The following is an 18009-nucleotide window of genomic DNA, read 5'->3' as shown; positions in this document are numbered from 1 at the left end:
AGCTGTTTCTGTTTTTTTAGAATGAGACATTTACGCCAAACACATACTGCTTGGACATCGGTGTGGAATCATCGTCACCACCCTTCTCTGGGTCGTAGTTCTTCAAGTAGTCGCACTTCGTGAACACAAACGGATTGTTTGCAGTGAAATAGAAGCGCACATTCTCCATATTAACCTTCTTCACGAGATTCTTCGGAAGTGTGTAACCGAAAGAGATTGTCTTGATCTTGAAATAAGAGCCATCGAAGAAGTTCGCCCAATCCTGGTACTGAGGGTTGCCGTTGTTGGCATCCGGCATAGGATAGCGTGCTGACTGGTTGTCCACAGTCCAATAGTCGCAAATTACAGGTGTGGCATTCAGACCGTCGCCGCGATACCAGCCGGTCAGTCCGTAGTGGATTGTCTGTCCCCAGCGCATTGTCATCAGGACAGAGAGGTCAAAGTTCTTGTATGTGAACTGGTTCTGCATGCTTGCCGCCCACTTAGGAGTTGCCTGTCCGAGGACATAGTAGTCGTCAGTGTTGAGCTTGTAGTCAGCCTCGCCCTTCTCCGCTATGTGCACCTGTCCCGGCTTCTGTCCGTACTTCGCAGCCTCGTCAGCCTCAGCGGTTCCCCAGATGCCTGCATACTTGTAGCCATAGTAAGTCTTGATTGCTTCACCCGGAATCAGGTAGTAATCACCGAACTGGAGCGGTCCGTCGGATGTTGTCTTCACGACTTTCTCCTTGTTTGCAGACCAGTTGAGGGTTGTTGTCCAAGTGAAATCCTTCTTTATGATGTTACGGCTTGTGACAGCCACTTCCCAACCGGTGTTGCGTGTCTCACCGACGTTTGCCCATATAGAAAGGCCTCCACCGCCAAAACCGCCGGCTCCCATTGGGAGGGTCTTCTTGTAAAGCACGTCCTTTGTGGTTGTGCGGTACCAGTCGACAACAAAGTTAAGCCTGTTCTTGAAGAGAGCAAGGTCAAGACCCAAGTCCACCATGTAGGACTTCTCCCAACCGAGTTCCTTGTTTGCCATGATGTTGCTGTAACCACTGGAGTTCTGCACATCACCACCGAAGCCGAACTTGTTGGCACGGATATTCTGTATTGTGGCATACTCGGCTGCACCGGCATTGCCTGTCACGCCGTAGCTTGCACGAAGTTTCAAATCAGATATGGCTTTGAGGTCGGACATGAACGCCTCATCGCTGATGCGCCATGCGACAGCAGCTGCAGGGAACACATCCCAACGCTTGTCTTCGGAAAGAACAGAAGCTCCGTCCCAACGTGCGGAAACGCTTGCAAGATAGCGTCCCTTATAGGAATAGTTGGCACGCGCTACGTATGACATTTTCTGGCTGCCCACGAAAGAAGAGGAAACTTTTGGCTGCCCTGTTCCTGCGCCAAGGTTGTGATAACCGAATGAGTCCGTATCAAAACCGTAAGCCTCTGCAGATGATTCTTCCAAACGGTTCTTCTGCCATTCAGCAACAGCAGTGACAGTGAAGTCATGGTCTTTCTTTATCCGGAAATTGTAAGAAAGGACGTTCTCCCACTTATAATTATATGTGAACTTGGTTGGAATCTTTGCAGATACAGGGTCTTTTTCGAGATGCTCATAGGACTGGCTTCCTGTATAGAGTCCTTGACGGCGGCTTGTGAAATGTCCTCCCAATGTGGACTTGAATGTAAGTCCCTTCAGCGGAGTTATTTCAACGTATGCCTGTGGAGTGACACTGAGCACTTTGATGTTGTTGACATACTGTCCTTCTGCCTCATCGGCGATAGGGTTAAGAGTGTTGCCGCCATCACCCAACGGGTCAAGATTCACAGTTCCGTCCTCGTTATATGGAATGCCGAGAGGGGCAGTGCCCATCATGCGGTTCCATATACGGCTGGAGCGTTTGTCATGGTCGGAGTACATGGCATAGACGTTCAATCCGTATTTCACAATCTTGTTGGCAGTAAAATCAATCTTCGCACGTGCAGAGTAGCGGGTCTTTTCATCTCCTTGCAAGTTGCCTTCCACATTATAGTAGCCAAGAGAGAAATAAGAGCTCATACGGTCATTTGCGTATGATGTGCTGAGATTGTAGCTCTGTGTGATACCGGCCTGCGTGCCGAGGTCAAACCAGTTGACCCAATTACCGTTGTCAATAAGATTCTGAAAGGATGTCGGGAACAAATCTGCGTCACTTGTGTATGTTCCGGCATTTTGCTGTGCAAGACGACGGAAGTTGACATAATCCTCACCTTTGCGTGTCTCCGGATAGGAAGGTATGGTGTTCCATCCGAGATAAGCGTCGAAGTTGATGCTGTGCTTGCCCTTCTTTGGGCTCTTTGTAGTGATGATGATAACGCCGTTGGCACCTGCAGAACCGTAGACTGCTGTTGAGGAAGCATCCTTGAGAACCTCAATAGACGCGATGTCGTTAGGGTTTAGTTCGGAATAAGAACCTTGCATGCCGTCGATGATGAAGAGCGGAGTGTTGTCACCATTGATAGAGCGCGTACCACGGAGCATGATGTTAAGCTCTGCATCAGCGTCACCGGAAGTGCGTGTGATGTCCAGACCTGCCACCTGTCCCTGAATAGCTTCGATAGGGTTGCTGACAGGAACGCGCGCAATGTCCTCGCTCTTTACGGAAGACACCGAGCCGGTAAGGTCACGCTTCTTGATAGTGCCGTAGCCGATGACCACCACCTCATCCATAACCTGTGAGTCAGGAGCCATCTGCACACGGAGCCCGTCCTTTGCCTTTATGGTCTGTGTGGTGTAGCCTACATACGACAATTCCAAAGTCGCTCCGTTAGGCGCATTGACAGAGAACCCTCCGTTGATGTCTGTGATTGTCGCGGCTTGAGAGCCTTTCACCTTTACGGTGACACCAATCATAGGCTCTCCCTGTTCGTCAACAACAGTTCCCTTGATTGAATTCTGCTGAGTTTGCACCAAAATGTTAGCCCTGACATCTGCAAATACCGAAGAAGGGTAAACAGTCGTAACAAAACCAGCAAGCAACATAGCTTTCATAGCCCTGTTGACCAAAGTCTTGTTTTTTTGCATAAATTTTAAGTTAGTTGTTTGATAGTTTTATTAAGGAATAAGTAATGTTATATAGTTATTGTGGAGACATTTCCCAACTTACTTAACACATGTCGGTTAGAGATTTTTTGCAAATTTATTGTTAAAAGTGGACTTTTTAGACTAAATATTCTGCAAAAAGGTGGATTTTTCTTAACTTTGCAGTATGAAACGAACAATTAGCGTAATAATCCACCTGGCATTTGTTTTGCTATGCATAAATGCGCAGACCTTTTGGAACACACGGACGTTCAGTCCTAAGGAAGGGTTGTTCCAAGAGATAATCACGGAAGTGTTGCAAACCGATGACGACTATCTTTGGTTTGCGACATGGGATGGCATTATGCGCTATGACGGCTATGATTTCGTTACATTCAGGCAAGACAGTGGCACAAACAGGATTAATACGGCAAGGTTAATAAAAGGCGGCATATTGATTCAGGACTATAAGTTAAAGTACAAACTGTTTGATACCAATACTCTCTCTTTCCGTGCTGCCACTGCCGCTGAGATAAAAAGCACAACCATGAACCCGCTGCAAGTCAAGAGGAGTGACCTTGACATCACTATTCCTGAAGAGCACAAGGTACGAGCTATATTCAAGGACAGCCAGAACAATCTGTGGATATTGATGGATAGGGGTATGGTTTATATGTCCCAACACAAACAGATATTCAAGGAAAGCCTTAACCGTGGGAAAGCGGAGACTCGGGCTTTGTTCATAGACAGCCGTGGGCGGTTATGGAAAGGTGGCAAATCAACTGACACCCCGGACGGCGGTTTCTGCGAACTTGACGGCAAGCCACTCAACATAAAATGCAGGCCTTACGCATTTGCGGAGGACGCACAAGGGAACATTCTTATAGGCTCTAAGAAAGACGGTATATTCATCGCCGGCAGCAATGGAATAAAGCCTTATGACTACAACATCCCAAGACCCTTCTGCTTCGCGACCGACAGGCGCGGGCACATCCTTGCCGGAAGCCATAAGAACGGAGTCTACAACTTGACAATGCGCAAGCATCTTTTCGGAAAGGAGAAAGTGCGCCGCATAAAAGTTTTGGGAGGTGACACTCTGCTTGTCGCCACCACCGACGGTGTGCTTCTTTCTGCAGGAGGAAAGGTGCGGAAGCTGCTTGACAACAGGGATGTCTACACCATTGACCGCATAAACGGCGAATACTATTTCGGTGTATACGGTGAAGGGCTTCACCACATGAAATCCCTTGATGACACAGTCACCCGCCTCTGCCCTTATGTCGGTGACAAAAGCATCAAATACATAAAATCATCTTTCGTTGACAGGAACAGCAACCTATGGCTTGTGACATCCAACTCCATCATAAGCTATAATGACAAGACATCCACCTTCGTCAATTATGGTGAGGCTCATTTCGGGAAGAACATCGACTTCACAGAGTGCAGACCTTTGATGCTCAATGACGGCAGTATCGTTGTCGGGACAATGACAGGAACGTTGACTTTCAACCCTGACAGCATAAGGAATGAAAGGGAAGACATGGTAACCATCGCTGTGTCAGGGATAAGATATGGTGACGACACTGAAATCCGCGCCGTGAGGGACATTGACAGCATCACACTGGACGCTTCTCAACGCAGTGTGCAGCTTAATCTTACGACTTTCAACTATGCATTTGCCAAAGAAATCAGTTTTGCATACAAGATGGACAATGAGAAAGAATGGCATTATCTGTTCCATGACCATGTCATACATCTTGACAATCTGTCCTCAGGCAGCCATACTTTGCAGATTCGCGCTTCTGATGTCCATGGGATATACTATGATAATGTGCGGACGATAACAATCAATGTGGAGCCATATTTCTACGAGTCAAGTGTTTTCTGGATAACAATACTGTTGCTGGCACTACTTGCCACCGCATACATATATCACAGGGTCCAGGTCAATCTGCAGATACAACGTGAGAAGGACAATGCAGGGAAGGTTACTGTACAATTCAAGAATCCGGAGAAATGTGACAGTGACAAGGAGTTCATGGAGACATTGACAAACCTTCTTGAGGAGCGTATCGCCGATTCAGACTTGCGCATGGAAGACATTGCCCAAATGATGCACATGAGCTATTCCAATTTCTATCGCAAGCTGAAATCACTGACAGGCTTGAGCGTCGTGGAGTTCCTTAAGCGAATGAGGATTCAGCATGCAGCAAGAATGTTCGATGCAGGCAACACAAAAGTCAGCGAGGTTTCCTATGCTGTAGGCTTTGCAGACCCAAAATATTTCAGCAGGGTCTTCAAGAATGTTATGGGAAAGACTGCCTCGGAATATATTGCTGAAAACAAAAAGCAAAAACACTGACATATATAATAAGGTCTGCATCTCATGTAAGAAGATGCAGACCTTTCTCTAAAAACCGCAATGTTACGGATTCCGTCAGAAGCGGAATCCAAGGCTGATGCCTATGTTTGAGAATGTAAAGTCGTGTGATAAACGCTCACGATAGCGATTGTCCCAATAATCTGTTGACGTAGGCTGGGCACTGTATTCAAGAGCAACCTCAAACTTGCCAAAGCTATAGCCTATAGCAGGAGCTATGAACATGCCGTTTTCCAAGTCATTACCACCATCAATATTTGCACCTACTTTCAGTCCTACGAACCAAGAGTTGCGACTTTGGGAGAGATAATAACGTCCTTCCGCGAAGACGGGAATAAATATTTCATGCTCACCTGTGTTGTAATCAGCACCTGCACCAACACCGATAAACAGGTTAGGATTAAACTGCCAACCGAGGGTCAGCATTCCGCGGAAATAGGCTGCATCCACACTGCGCCATGGATCGTCATAACCACAATATCCTGCACCGAAGTCCAATTTTGTCGTGAAGCCAGTCCTGCGAATATCATCTGAATAGAATGTGGCACTCTTCTGCTTTGTCTTGAACTTGTATAGTGTGCTTCCTCCCTTCTTGACAATGACCGGCTGAAGACCACGGAAAGCAGGATTGCTCCACACAGAATCGTTCAGAGAACGGAAATTCCGGTATTTTGCCGGGCGACCTGTGACTGTTATGGAAGTAACCTTGCTTCCAAAAAGAGACTTTTTCTTCTCTATTATATACTGAGGTTCTACCAATACATCGGCATTCCCGTTGGCTGTCAGAGCCTCAGCCTCAGCCGCACGCTTGACATTTGCCATGCCTCCTCTTTGGACAGCCTTGCTCGGAGACGTCTTGTAAGTGATGCGTTCCGGCGCAACGTCAAGTTCTGCCACCGTAGCATTCTCTATTGACGATGTTGTCTCCGCTGTGCTCGCCGTCTTCATGACAGTGGAGCATGAAGAGAGTATCGCAGTGAAAGTTGCCGCTAACACTAATGTTTTCTTCATAATGAGTTGATTTTTGAAGAACTGTTATTACTTGAAAAGACGCAGTCCGCCACGCTCCTTATTGACAGAATTGGTGTATGTAGCACGGAAAGTAGGATTGCACCATACAGAGTCATTGAGCGAGTGGAAGTTCTTGTACTTTGCAGGACGTCCGCTGACTGTCACAGACTTGATTTTCTTGTAAAAGAAATAATTGGTTTTCTCAATGATATACTCTGCATCGACAAGCACATCATACTCCTTGCCGCCCTGCTTGAGAGCCTTGCGCTCCGCATCATGCTTGACATTGCCTATACCGGCACGCTGGATTGACTTGCTTGGAGTCGTAGTGACGGTGACACGCTCCGGAGCTACCTCCAGGTCTGCGACTGTGGCGGAAAGCAGTGATGCACGTGCATCGGCTGTTGATGCGGTTTTGACAACAGTTGTACATGACGTGAATGCAAGTGAAAGCACTGCACAGCAAAATAAAGTAAACTTCTTCATGTGAGTAAAGATAAAAGTGAAAAATTAAATCTGTGTCTCTTCTCTTTCCATACATTCTGCCAAAGGCAAGAGACTTTGCATCCTTCAGAGAATGGCACATAATTCGGTGATTGGCAAGGGTATGGCAGGTGGCAGACAATCTGTCGTCCACAGCATGAGAACCAAGTTTGCCATGAACCAAGAACTATGGCGTTTGCAAAGGTATATACATTTTTCTTAACAAGTGTTGCATCCGTGTAGTCAAGGTGACTACATGTAGAAACATAGACTACACTTTGTCGTTTTTATCTTTTATTTTACGCTCAGTTTCCTCTCTGTAAAGTTCAAAAAAGTTAAAGTCCATGATGGTGCAAATCCGCTCCAGCTGCAGTGTGTCAATACTGTACTTGTCGAACAAGTTATACACATTGGTACGATGACAGCCAAGTTCGCGAGCAAGCCACACGACACTTTTGCCATCATCCTTAAGTTTCTGTTGTAAAATCTTCCCTATGTGCATGATTATGTTCGTCTACACTTTATTACAAACAAAGCGTCCGAAAATGTATTTCGTGCCCTCAGAGGTAAAACCAAGGCACAAAAAAAACGTGGACTAATAACTTCATCTACGTTCTTGAGGTATCGCCAAACACCGCGCCACATATATGAGTAAAAGCCCACGCCATAGGGCGTGAGCATCAACTTTTACTCTTGTGGCTCTTTAAAATTGGCGATTTTCAAGAACAAGAATTCAAGCTAACGCTTATTTCCAATATGTCTTTATAACTTAGGTTTACACCATAGGCTGTACTTTTTTGTTCATACGAAATTTCTTATTGCGCGATTTCCTGAATCGCAAACAACAAAGAAATCATTAATTATAATTGTATTGCAAAGTTAATACTTTTTTTGTTTTGACAAGCATTTATATTGCAAAAAAAATGCGATTAATCATGAAAAAGCATATTTTCGGCAATGTTCAGGCATCTACCAAAACAGATCGGGCTTTATTTTGGAGACTCGGTATTATATACTTTAGCATTCTCTGGCTTCTGTTTCGGAACTATCTCCGAGGTGGAAGTCTTGTCGGAAGGAGAAACCGTGGCAGCGTCAGTTACGACCTGCCAAGGGGTTGCAGTACGCTCATCTTTTGCCACATTATCTTTGCGGCGTGTCCAGAATGTTGCCATAGGAGATTATAGATTATGTGATTATAGAATGAAATGCGCCCCCCATACGAGGATGGCATAGCGCAGAAACTTGCCTATCGCTATTGCTATGATTGTGATGAACATGTTGGCACGCATAAGGCCGAGCATAATGGTAATTGCACTGCCTATTATGGGCAGGAATGCGAAAAAACCTATCCATGCACCATGTCCATGCATGAAGCGTTCAGCCTTGTCCAAGGACTCTTTCTTCACATGCAGGTATTTCTCTATCCAATCAATCCTGCCAAGATGTCCAACCCAATAGTTGAACATAGAGCCAAGGACATTGCCGGCAGTGCCCCACACCACCAAACCGACAGGGTCAAGTCCTGCAGCCTGAAGACCAACCATTATGGCTTCGCTGCTCCATGGGAACACACTTCCGGCAATGAATGCCGCAATGAACATTCCTATATATCCGTAACCTTCCAGTAGGGTTATAATGTCAGCCATTCTTGCAAATATGGTATGATGGTTAATATCAAGACAAGCACCATAGAAACTATCACTGATATGTTTGTCAGGCGTGTTGATGTGAAATTGATATAATGCGCTACCAGAGGAGCGGCGCACACGACAATGATTCCGAACAATATGTCTGCACCAGGCACATCATTCATGGGAAGGATGTAAAGTGCTGCCAAAGCGAAAGTGAACACCAAAGATATGAGTGTGAATATGCTGAAAAGCATCCTCACATGAATCTTGTCATCAGAACTGTGGCGCAGGAAATGTATCATTCCAACCAAAGATATTACAACAACAAACGATTCTGCATAAAGTTCCCATAATGTCATTGGCAAGGCTTCCGGCAATAATGTGTTTACATCACTGAATGCAAGCAATGTGCTGTCGTCCGGCACCAAAGCATCGCGATACGCAACAACAAGGTCATACCGGTTTTCAATCACGACATAAGGCATGAGGCACCATAAAGGCGTAATCATCCCAAGAATGGATGCAAGCCAAGACCTGAAACTGAACGACATAAGGAAAAACGCATCTGCTATCCAAAATACCGGCAAGGCAAACACCAATGGAGGCCAAAGCATTGCAGCAAGTCCCATGAAAAGGTATGCCCAATATTTCATGCCATTACTGTCATGCTCCTGGTATGTCCTGAACGATAATGTCACCATGAACAGGAAACACATCTGTACAGCCATCGCCTCAAGATTCCTCAACAACCATGGGCACATGAGCATCAGTGCCATATAGGAACAGCTCACCATACGGCTGTACCTTCTCATAAGGGCGTTGCGGTTGTTCAACTCCATCATGAGATATGTGTTGACGACAAATATCAGGCACTGACACCACAACGTATGGTCTGCAAAGAGCATAAGTCCCCACAGACATGCACTGTAAAGAATCATAACAGGCAATGCCATACGGCTTGAACCCATATTGTTCTGGAATCGTCGCATCAATAAATGTTGTAGTAATATGGCATGCCGACAAATGGTTTCCCCCTTGTCGGCATGCTTCAAAAATTTATAGAATAGAATTTATAGGTCTGCACCTATGTCTGAACGGAAATACTTTCCTTCAAACTGAATCTTCCGGGCTTCCTTGAAAGACTTGGCAAGAGCCTCTTCCTTGTCTGCGCCATAAGAGGAGACAGCAATGACACGTCCGCCGGCAGTCACTACGTTTCCGTCCTTCATGGCTGTGCCGGAATGGAAGACAATGGAACCTTCCACATCCTCGATGCCTGTGATTGTGAAGCCTTTCTTGTACTCCTGAGGATAGCCGCCTGACACCATCATCACGCAGACAACGGAACGTGGGTCGAACTCTATCGCCCTTGTGTCAAGGTTTCCTTCCGCAACACCTTCAAAAAGGTCAACGATGTCCGACTTCAGACGGAGCATGACGCTCTCTGTCTCCGGGTCGCCCATGCGGCAGTTGTACTCTATGACCATCGGTTCTCCCTTGACATTGATGAGTCCGAAGAAAATAAAGCCCTTGTAGTCGATACCATCAGCGGCAAGTCCGTCGACAGTAGGCTTTATTATGCGCTCCTCAACCTTTGCCATCCACTCGGGAGTGGCGAAAGGAACAGGGGTCACACTGCCCATGCCGCCTGTGTTAAGGCCTGTGTCGTGCTCACCGATGCGCTTGTAATCCTTTGCTTCAGGCAGGATTTTGTAGTTCTTTCCGTCTGTAAGTACAAAGACAGAGCACTCTATGCCTGACAGGAATTCCTCAATCACAACACGTGAAGACGCATTGCCGAACATGCCTCCGAGCATCTCTTTCAACTCGCTCTTTGCCTCTTCGAGTGTGTCAAGGATAAGCACTCCCTTGCCGGCGCACAGTCCGTCAGCCTTCAGCACGTATGGAGCTGAGAGCGTCTCGAGGAACTTGCAGCCTTCCTCCACCTGTGTGCCGTCGAAGGTTTCATAGGCAGCAGTTGGTATGTTGTGGCGCTTCATGAACGCTTTTGCGAAATCCTTTGAGCCTTCAAGCACAGCACCGGCCTTTGAAGGGCCGATGACTGGAATGTCCTTTGTGCGGGAATCGTTCTTCAAATCGTCGTAAACTCCCTTTACCAACGGATCTTCAGGACCTACAACGACCATTTTCACGTCATTATCCACAACAAACTGCTTGATAGCCTCGAAGTCATCTGCCTTCATGTCCACGTTCACACCCTTCCCACCGACACCTTCTGTGCCGGCATTGCCCGGTGCGATAAACAGCTTGTCACACTTTGCGCTCTGCGCAATCTTCCAACCAATGGCATGCTCTCTGCCGCCTGAACCTAATAAAAGTATATTCATATCGTTAAAAGTTTCGTTTTTTTCATACACGCAAGATGCCACATGCTTATCATGGTGACCCCACTTGTAAGCAGCATCCTATTTCAGATAATCCTCAAAATACTGTGTGATTCGCTCATGCAGATGCACCGAAGAGTGTCCCATCATGTTGTGTCCCTCACCCGGATAGACGAAGAAGTCCGGCTGGGTGCCTGCCTTCACGCAAGCATCAAGGAACTGCAAGGCATGCTGTGGCACGACTGTCGGGTCGTTCATGCCGATGATTATCTGCAACTTGCCCTTCAGGTTCTTAGCCTTGTCAAGCAATGATGCGCGGGCATAGCCTTCCGGATTTGTCTCCGGTGTGTCCATATATCGCTCACCATACATCACCTCATACCATTTCCAGTCTATCACCGGTCCGCCGGCAACACCCACTTTGAACACATCAGGATAGGTTGTCATCAATGATGTTGTCATGAATCCGCCATAGCTCCAGCCGTGGACACCAAGTCTATCCATGTCGACATAAGGCAGTGTCTTAAGGAAATCCACACCCTTCATCTGGTCTTTCATCTCCTCCTGGCCGAGATTCCTGAACGTTGCCTGTTCAAACTCCCTGCCTCGGTTCTCCGAACCGCGGTTGTCAAGGATGAAGAGCACATAGCCTTTCTGCGCCATGTATGTCTCCCAAGAGCGTGAACGCCAATGCCATGAAGCGTCGACATTATGCGCATGAGGACCGCCATAGACATAGACAACAGTAGGATATTTCTTTGTCTCATCGAAATCCGGTGGCAGCACAAGACGGTAATAGAGGTCTGTTATTCCGTCGGCAGCCTTTATCGAGCCACATTTGTATGTCGGAACGGCATATCCCTCCCATGGATCAGGCGAAACGAAATATTCCTTGCGCGTTTTCTTCACAGTGTTTATGATGTCGTATGCACGCGGAATGTCCGGTGTGGAGTACACATCCACCAGCTGTGTGCCGTCATCCGAAAGAATGCCGTAATGCACTCCCATGCCATTATCGAGAAGAGTGCGCTTGCCATTCATGGCGACAGAGAAGATATTCGCCTGCAAAGGATGAAGCTCATTGGAGCGGATGATGACGGATTTTGTCTTAGGACAGAAGCCGATAATCTCCATGTCGACATAGTCACCCTTGGTCAGCTGCTTCAGAAGTTTGCCTTCCGTGTTGTACAGATACAGGTGATTGTAGCCGTCACGTTCACTCCAAAGGATGAACTTGCCGGCATCCCAAGGCAGGAAAGCAACAGGATGCTGCGGCTCGACATACTTGTCGTGGTGTTCTGTATAAAGTGTCTTCAGTTTCTTTCCTGTCTCCGCATCGTAGACATCAAGAGATGTGTCGGTCTGGTCGCGGTTCACCTCAAACAGGTAAATGTTCTTATTGTCCGGTGACCAGCAGATGTTGGTGAAGTAACGGTCTGTCACATCCCCGAGTTCCAGCCACACAGTCTTCGCTGTCTTCATGTCATAGACACCGACAGTGACCTTATGGCTCTTCATTCCTGCCATCGGATAAGCGTCAGGCTCGACAGCAGCCACACGCTCAAATGTGTTCACCTGCGGATAGTCCGTGACCATAGACTGGTTCATGCGATAGAAAGCGAAGCGTGACTTGTCAGGAGAAAGGAATATGCCACTGTTTATTCCGAACTCATTCCTGTGGACTGCCTCACCGTAGACAAGCTGACGGCTGCCGTCAGTGGTAATCTGCTGCGGCTCGCTGCCGATAGATGTCTGCACATATATATTATGTTCACGCGTGAACACTTGCGGATATCCCTTCAGTTTCACCAGAGTGTCACTGTTGACAAGTGTGTTGCCGTCCCACCAAAGTCGGAGACTTTTCGGCGACATCTGCTTGTAATTCTTGCCGCCGAAATTCAAATCCTCAAGTGTGAACTGCTTCTGCTGCGCACCGGCGCCCAGTGTTGCCACAGTCATTGCCATTGCAAGAATAATACGTTTCATAAATCAATCCTTTCCGAACATTTTCTTTCTGTCAGCGAAACCGCGCCCGGAGCCTTCACGGCGAGGACGCATAGGCTTCCTGTCACTGAACTCCTTGTCACTGCGGCGACGGCCGTTGCGGTCGAAATCCTTACGGCGTCCGTCCTTCTCGCTGTCGAAGCGCTTGCCATCCCTGCGACGCTCGTCACGGAATTCCCTGCGGCGGTCATCGTTTCTGCCAAAACTCCTGCCTTCACGACGTTCGCCACGCTCACGGCGCTCGCGTGAATCTGCCTTACCGATCCTATGGTCAAGGGAGTGGAAATGGAATGAACGTATATCCTCATCATCGTCATAATCGAGATTTCCGGAACGTATCGCCTTGTATCTGCGTTCGAGAGCCTTCTCCTTCTCGCGCTCCTCGCTGCTGTCCATACGGTCGTTTCGGTCACGACTTCCACTAACAGTACGCTTCTCGGCGTTGAACTTTCTGTCCTCATCCGTCTTCACATCACCGCCGTCCTTACGGAAATCGGAGAATCTTCCGCCAAAGAGCGAGTACTTGCGGAACTCACATTCCAATGAGCCGTTATACACAGGAATCTTCTGTGAAGGCTTCAGTCCGATAGCTTCGAAGCACTCTTCCTTATAGGAGAGTATCCATGCGTCATTACCCTGGAACTGATGCTTCAGACGTTCACCAATCATCTTGTATGTGCCGAGAAGGTTCTGTGTGGAGATTCTCTCACCATACGGAGGGTTGCTGACAATGATAGCCGGCTCGGCAGGCTGCTGGAAATCCTTGAAATCAGCACATTCCACCTCAATACATTTTGTAAGTCCTGCCGCCTTGACATTCAGACGGGCAGTGTTCACAGCCTTTATGTCACAGTCGTATCCCTTGATTTTATGCACGAACTCACGCTCCTGCGAGTCGTCATTGTAGATTTCGTCAAAAAGGTCTTTATCGAAATCAGCCCATTTCTCAAAAGCATATTCCTTGCGGAATACACCCGGAGCCATATTCTGCGCTATGAGAGCCGCCTCAATAAGCAATGTTCCCGAACCGCACATAGGGTCGATGAAATCCGTCTCGCCTTTCCAGCCCGTCATAAGTATCATACCTGCCGCAAGCACTTCATTAAGCGGAGCTTCCACCTGTTCCTGACGGTAGCCGCGACGGTGGAGCGACTCGCCGGAGGAATCAAGCGACAGTGTGCAGTCATTCCCTGCAATATGTATGTTAAGTCTCAAATCCGGATTTGCCACTGAGATGTTAGGACGGCGTCCGCCCTTTTCCCGGAACTGGTCGACAATGGCATCCTTGACCTTGTAAGTCACAAAGCGTGAGTTGCGGAAGTCATCGGAATAGACCACAGAGTCCACGGAGAATGTGGAACTCGCTGTCATGTACTCGCTCCAGTCAACGGCCTTCACACCTTCATAAACCTCGTCAGCCGAATTGGCCTTGAAGCATTTGATAGGCTTCAGTATCCTGATTGCCGTATGCAACTGGAAGTTTGCACGGTACATCATCTCCTTGTCACCAGTGAACGACACCATACGGCATCCTATCCGGACATTGCCGGCACCAAGTTCTGTCAACTCTTTAGCCAGCACATTCTCAAGACCCATGAAGGTCTTCGCTATCATTTCAAATTCCATATCTTGTTTTGGATGTATTCTTTTTTGTTTTCTCCTTTGCTTAAACTCGTTGAAGGACATTGCCGGTAGTCACTTTCCGCCAATGAAAATCCTCAGGCATCACTTCTTCTGCACAATAATCTCTCCTGGGTTTGTGCTTTCCGTCACCCATATATTTCCACCGATGACAGTGCCCTTGCCGATTGTGATGCGTCCCAGGACTGTGGCATTACTGTACACTATCACGTCGTCTTCCAGAATAGGATGGCGCGGAATGCCCTTGATAGGGTTGCCTTCCTCATCCAACGTGAAGCTCTTCGCGCCAAGAGTCACACCCTGGTAGAGCTTCACATTGTTGCCGATGATGCACGTTGCTCCGATAACGACACCCGTACCATGGTCAATTGTGAAATGGTGGCCTATCGTCGCGCCGGGATGAATGTCTATGCCGGTCTCCGAATGCGCCATCTCTGTCAGTATGCGCGGTATAAGCGGTACACCCCGAACGAACAGTTCGTGAGCCAGACGGTAGTTTGTCATGGCGCGGATGCACGGATAGCAGGAGATAATCTCTCCATAGTTCTCCGCCGCAGGGTCACCGTTGTACGCCGCCTCAACATCAGTGGCAAGGGTGGTCTGCAACTCCGGAAGCCTGTCTATGACCTCCAACGCAATCTCTTCCGCCCTCCTTCGCATGCTGCAAATGTCCAACTCTTCGTCCGAGAAACACAAACCGGCGAGAATCTGTCCTACAAGCAACTCATAAAGTTGCTGCACCCCGGCGCCGATAGGGTATTTCAAAGAATGGATAAGGGCATTCGACTTTCCGAAATATCCAGGGAAAACAATCGCACGGGTAAGGTCAATAATCTCCCCAAGCACCTTACTTGAAGGCAGCGGACGCCCCTCCCTATGCTCATGGTAGAGCCTCCACAAAGCACAGTTCGATGACAGTTTTTCCGCCAATCCTGCCAATTTCTCGTCTGCAAGTTTTAGAGCCATTGTTAATATGTTTTGTCAGCAAAGCACCCTTCCTCCGCAGCGTCATGCCGGACTGTTTCCGCACACGCCGCCGACAAAGGGCATATTTATGTTGCAAAGTTACAGTTTTTTTCGCTAATTCCAAAACATACGACACCTATTTTTTATAAATAAGTGACACAAATCAGTGTGAAAACCGTACGCTGCATGGGCAGTGCTGCACCCAAAGGTGACCTTTCACACTGCAATAGATAACCTTTTGCACCATGAAAGGTAACACTTTACAGAGTAAAAGGTAACCTTTCGTTATAATGGCCGCAACAAAATATGTAACAAAGTGATTATCATTAATTTACAGAACACAAACACTCATTTCCCAAATGCTCTGCAAGCTACACTCACAGACACACATTTCCATGGCTTTGCAGACAGGGGACAACATGCTGATTTTGTGGCATGCAGAAGCATTACGGCATACATGGAGTTAGAAGAAAATGCTATTAATTCAAAAACTTTGCAAAAAAGAGCCTGCAATAGAGGATTTTTACTTAACTTTGCTGACAAAATCCATAAAACAATATACAAAAAATCCATGACAGAAACACTTGTTGTGCTCCTTATCACAGTAGCAATGTTCATACACGGGAAAGTGCGCCCTGACCTTGTCGCGCTGTGCGCACTCGTCTCCCTAAGGCTTCTCGGCATACTGACTCCTGAGGAGGCGACATCCGGATTCACATCGTCGGTAGTGGTGATGATGGTCGGACTGTTCGTCATCGGAGGGGCTATCCTACAGACAGGACTGGCAAAGGCTGTGAGCCAGCGCATCATAAAACTTGCGGGAGGGAACGATACGGCACTGTTCATACTCGTGGTGCTTGTTACGGCTGTAGTCGGAGCGTTCATAAGCAACACAGGCACAGTGGCTTTGATGATGCCTATCGTGGTGAGCATGGCGGCACAATCGGGCATACAGGCATCACGACTGCTGATGCCTCTGGCGTTCGCAAGCAGCCTTGGCGGCATGCTCACGCTCATCGGAACACCGCCAAACCTTGTCATTCAGGAGTCACTCATCGAGCATGGCTACAAGCCTTTGGAGTTCTTCTCCTTCACTCCTGTCGGTATAATCTGCATAGTCATCGGCATATTTGTCATGTTCCCTCTCAGCAAACTGTTCCTTTACAAGAAAAAGAATGCAGGGGACGAGACCGACGGACACAGGAAAACACTTGACGAACTTGCGGAGGAGTATAACCTAAGCAACGGTGTCAGGCGTTACATCATAACCGACAGTTCGGACATCAAGGAAAAAACCGTTGCCGAACTGAACCTGCGCAACATTTACGGGCTGTCGATTCTTGAGATAAGGAACGAGAGTAACCTGCGCGGCGGACTTATCCGCAACGTGACACAGAGCATTGCCACTCCGGAAAAGATACTTGCCAAGGGGGACATTATCTACCTTATGGGCAGCAAGGAAAGGATGGACGAGTTTGCAAAGAAGGCGCGCATAAAGAAAATGGACGGCAAAGGGATGGACTTCTATGACCTCGGCATAACAGAGATTGTGCTTGTCCCACGGTCAAGACTTATCGGGACAAAGCTTGCAGGGTCAGGGTTCCGCGAGAAATACAACATCAATGTGCTTGGAATAAAGCGCAACACGGACTACATAATGGACAATCTCGCCGACAAGCGCCTGCTTGCCGGTGATGTGCTTCTTGTGCAGGGAAAGTGGAGCAACATAGAGAAACTTGACCATGAGGAGACCGATTGGGTCGTTCTCGGACACCCTGAAAAGCAGGCTATGCAGGCGACACTCGACTACAAAGCTCCGCTTGCTGCCGTGATCATGCTTGCCATGGTCGCTGCAATGGTATTTGACTTCATCCCTATCCCACCCTCCACCGCGGTCATCACTGCCGGATTGCTGACTGTGCTGACGGGATGTTTCCGCAACCTCAATGCCGCCTACAACACAGTAAACTGGGAGAGCATCATCCTCATAGCGGCAATGATGCCGATGTCCATCGCCTTGGAGAAGACGGGAACATCGGCACTCATATCTCATTCTCTTGTCGAGGCATTGGGAAGCATGGGCCCTACGGTGCTGTTGTGCGGCATTTATTTCACGACATCGTTGCTCACCATGTTCATCAGCAACACAGCCACTGCCGTACTGATGGCTCCCATAGCGATGACTGCTGCCATAGAAATCGGTGCAAGCCCTTATCCGTTCCTCTTTGCCGTGACCCTCGGAGCGAGCATGTGCTTCGCTTCTCCGTTTTCAACACCGCCGAACGCATTGGTGATGCACGCCGGAGGATACAGGTTCAGTGACTACATCAAGGTCGGACTGCCACTGCAGATTATCATAGGCATTGCCATGACCTTCATCCTGCCACTGCTTTTTGAGTTTTGAAAGGCAACAAAAAACTGTTGCAAATTACTTTATATCTACGCTCTGTTTGCATAAAAACAGATGTTTTCCTATATAAAGTAATTTGCAACAGTCAT

General features: G+C 47.8%; 13 protein-coding genes. 2 read left to right on the top strand and 11 right to left on the bottom strand.

Annotation, left to right across the window (positions count from 1 at the left end):
• Window positions 1-16: 16 nt before the first annotated feature.
• Window positions 17-3052 (bottom strand): SusC/RagA family TonB-linked outer membrane protein, encoded by a 3036-nt coding sequence (locus tag HPS57_RS04925; protein WP_172180777.1) that lies wholly within the window; start codon window positions 3050-3052, stop codon window positions 17-19.
• 184 nt (window positions 3053-3236) lie between these two features.
• On the opposite strand from HPS57_RS04925, the gene HPS57_RS04920 reads away from it, so the two are divergent.
• Window positions 3237-5411: a helix-turn-helix domain-containing protein gene (locus tag HPS57_RS04920; protein WP_172180775.1), complete on the top strand. Its 2175-nt coding sequence runs from the start codon at window positions 3237-3239 to the stop codon at window positions 5409-5411.
• Between the two features lie 75 nt (window positions 5412-5486).
• Here the strand turns inward: HPS57_RS04920 and HPS57_RS04915 are convergent, their stop codons facing one another.
• The 10 genes from HPS57_RS04915 to HPS57_RS04870 all read right to left on the bottom strand — a co-directional run bounded on the left by HPS57_RS04915 (window position 5487) and on the right by HPS57_RS04870 (window position 15510).
• Complete coding sequence (locus tag HPS57_RS04915; protein WP_172180773.1) at window positions 5487-6440, bottom strand: hypothetical protein; 954 nt, start codon at window positions 6438-6440, stop codon at window positions 5487-5489.
• A 27-nt stretch (window positions 6441-6467) separates the two neighbouring features.
• Window positions 6468-6926 (bottom strand): hypothetical protein, encoded by a 459-nt coding sequence (locus HPS57_RS04910; protein ID WP_172180771.1) that lies wholly within the window; start codon window positions 6924-6926, stop codon window positions 6468-6470.
• Window positions 6927-7194: 268 nt separating this feature from the next.
• Window positions 7195-7425 carry an XRE family transcriptional regulator gene (locus tag HPS57_RS04905; RefSeq protein ID WP_216653379.1) on the bottom strand — a complete coding sequence of 77 codons (231 nt, stop codon included), beginning with the start codon at window positions 7423-7425 and terminating at the stop codon, window positions 7195-7197.
• A gap of 487 nt (window positions 7426-7912) precedes the next feature.
• Complete coding sequence (locus HPS57_RS04900) at window positions 7913-8095, bottom strand: hypothetical protein (protein WP_172180769.1); 183 nt, start codon at window positions 8093-8095, stop codon at window positions 7913-7915.
• A 21-nt stretch (window positions 8096-8116) separates the two neighbouring features.
• Window positions 8117-8569 carry a YqaA family protein gene (locus HPS57_RS04895; protein WP_172180767.1) on the bottom strand — a complete coding sequence of 151 codons (453 nt, stop codon included), beginning with the start codon at window positions 8567-8569 and terminating at the stop codon, window positions 8117-8119.
• The gene (locus HPS57_RS04890) at window positions 8554-9543 is read right to left on the bottom strand and encodes a hypothetical protein (protein ID WP_172180765.1); all 990 of its coding nucleotides are present in this window, start codon (window positions 9541-9543) and stop codon (window positions 8554-8556) included. The genes HPS57_RS04895 and HPS57_RS04890 overlap by 16 nt, the downstream gene beginning before the upstream one ends.
• An 81-nt stretch (window positions 9544-9624) precedes the next feature.
• Complete coding sequence (gene purD, locus HPS57_RS04885) at window positions 9625-10902, bottom strand: phosphoribosylamine--glycine ligase (RefSeq protein WP_172180763.1); 1278 nt, start codon at window positions 10900-10902, stop codon at window positions 9625-9627.
• Between the two features lie 78 nt (window positions 10903-10980).
• Window positions 10981-12885 carry a S9 family peptidase gene (locus tag HPS57_RS04880; RefSeq protein ID WP_172180761.1) on the bottom strand — a complete coding sequence of 635 codons (1905 nt, stop codon included), beginning with the start codon at window positions 12883-12885 and terminating at the stop codon, window positions 10981-10983.
• 3 nt (window positions 12886-12888) lie between these two features.
• A complete protein-coding gene (locus tag HPS57_RS04875; RefSeq protein WP_172180758.1) occupies window positions 12889-14529 on the bottom strand; it encodes a THUMP domain-containing class I SAM-dependent RNA methyltransferase in 1641 nt (546 codons plus the stop codon).
• A 99-nt stretch (window positions 14530-14628) separates the two neighbouring features.
• Window positions 14629-15510 (bottom strand): serine O-acetyltransferase, encoded by an 882-nt coding sequence (locus tag HPS57_RS04870; protein WP_172180756.1) that lies wholly within the window; start codon window positions 15508-15510, stop codon window positions 14629-14631.
• Between the two features lie 571 nt (window positions 15511-16081).
• Here HPS57_RS04870 and HPS57_RS04865 point away from each other — a divergent pair.
• Window positions 16082-17914 carry an SLC13 family permease gene (locus HPS57_RS04865; RefSeq protein WP_172180754.1) on the top strand — a complete coding sequence of 611 codons (1833 nt, stop codon included), beginning with the start codon at window positions 16082-16084 and terminating at the stop codon, window positions 17912-17914.
• The last annotated feature ends 95 nt before the right edge of the window (window positions 17915-18009 follow it).

It is taken from the genome of Palleniella intestinalis, assembly GCF_013166595.1.
Classification (GTDB): domain Bacteria; phylum Bacteroidota; class Bacteroidia; order Bacteroidales; family Bacteroidaceae; genus Prevotella; species Prevotella intestinalis.
The sequence above is the reverse complement of the archived record's forward strand: the minus strand, read 5'-3'. Positions and strand labels throughout refer to the sequence as shown.